Raw genomic sequence first — 1,680 nt, forward strand, 5'->3', positions numbered from 1 at the left:
AAAAGGGACGGTCCCTTTTCGTCATCCGCGCCGTCGTCGAAGTCGTGGGCGACGTCGGCGCCGAGGACCGCCTCGGCGCGCGCGACGGCGGCGGTGTGCGAGGCCGCCTCGGGGGCGTGCATGATGGCGTCCTCGAAGATGGCGCGGACAAAGAGCTGCTCGGCCTCGCGGCGAGAGAGGCCGCGGTCCATGAGATAGTCGATCTGCTCGGGACTCACGCTGCCGATGGTGGCGCCGTGGTTGCCCGCGACGTCGTCCTCGTCGCACAGGATAACAGGCATGGTTTTGTTGACCACGTCGTCGCCGAGCACGAGCACGCTCTCGGCCTCGTTGCCCTTGCTGCCGCGCGCGCCGTGCACGAGGTCGATGGTCGCGCGCAGCGACTTCCTCGCGGCGTCGTCGAGCGCGCCCGACTCGTGGACCTCGGCGCGGGTGTTGCGCCCGCGCTGGCGCACGATATGGTTCATGTCGAGCACCTCGGTGCCGCGCGCATGGTAACGGGTAAGGAGGTCGATCCTGGAGCGGTCGCCCGCGAGGTCGCAGGCAAGCCCGAGGGCGACGGTGCCGCCGCCGAGGGCGTACTGGCGTACCTCGATGTGCGCGTCGTCGCCGGCCGTGATGCCCACGCTGTCGAGGTGCTGCTGACCCTCGGAGCAGCCAAGGATCTCGACGATGCTCACGTGGGCGCGGGCGCCCGCGATCACGCGCAGAAGCGAGGCGGAGGTGCCGTCCTCGCCCGCGCCGAACGACGCCACGACGATGGTGCACTCGGCGTCGTCTCGGACCATGACGCCGGTGTCGGCGACCTCGCCGTCGTCGGCGCCCACGGTGATGACGACGGGCTCGGTGCGCTTCTCGCCGCGCGCGACCTCGACGTAGCGGGAGTCGGCCGCCTGGGAGCAGACCCAGTCGGTGACCTGCTGGCCCATGCCGCACTCGACCTTGTCGAAGAGCCTCGGCAGGGCGAAGTAGACGTCGCCCTTGCGCGAGATCTTGGGCACGGTGAGGGTTATGTCGTTGGCGCGCAGGCGGTTCCAGGTCTGCGCCGGGGGAGTGTTCACGCGCTTGAGCTCGACGGTCTCGGGCGCGTCGACGACAGCCGCGTCCACGGCGCCGAGGGCGTTCTGATTGTCAGCCATTAGCCGATCGCCCCTTCCATCTCGAGCTTGATCAGGTTGTTCATCTCGACGGCGTACTCCATGGGGAGCTCCTTCGAGACGGGGTTCGCGAATCCGTTGACCACGAGCGTGCGGGCCTCTGCCTCGGAGCATCCGCGGCTCATGAGGTACAGGATCGTGTCGTCGGAGATGCGGCCGATCGTGGCCTCGTGGCCGACTTGCGCGGTGGCGTTACGGACGTCCATCGCGGGGATGGTGTCGGAGCGGCTGATGTCGTCGAGCATGAGCGACTGGCAAGAAACGCTGCAGCGCGCGCGGTCGGCGCGGCGTCCCACCACCACGGAGCTGCGGAACGTGTTCACGCCGCCGTCCTTGGAGATGGACTTGGTGTTCACGGTGGCCGTGGTGTCGGCGCCGTTCATGACGACCTTGCAGCCGGTGTCGAGGTCCTGCGTGGCGCCGGCGAAGGTGATGCCGGTGAACTCGCAGCTCGAGCGCGCGCCCTCCATGATGGTGGTGGGGTACAGGTAGCTCACGTGGCTGCCGAACGAGCCGGAGACCC

2 protein-coding genes are annotated in these 1,680 nt (G+C 68.9%); both read right to left on the reverse strand.

Features of this window, described 5'->3' with window-relative positions; genetic code table 11:
* A partial coding sequence (locus tag ACT84W_RS04085) for a SufB/SufD family protein (RefSeq protein ID WP_444328293.1) occupies nt 1–1,139 on the reverse strand: 1,139 nt, incomplete at its 3' end.
* Nucleotides 1,139–1,680: SufD family Fe-S cluster assembly protein (locus tag ACT84W_RS04090; RefSeq protein ID WP_444328294.1), on the reverse strand; the 542-nt coding region annotated here is incomplete at its 5' end. The genes ACT84W_RS04090 and ACT84W_RS04085, both read right to left, overlap by 1 nt.

The sequence above is a fragment of the Paratractidigestivibacter sp. genome, assembly GCF_052362415.1.
Classification (GTDB): domain Bacteria; phylum Actinomycetota; class Coriobacteriia; order Coriobacteriales; family Atopobiaceae; genus Paratractidigestivibacter.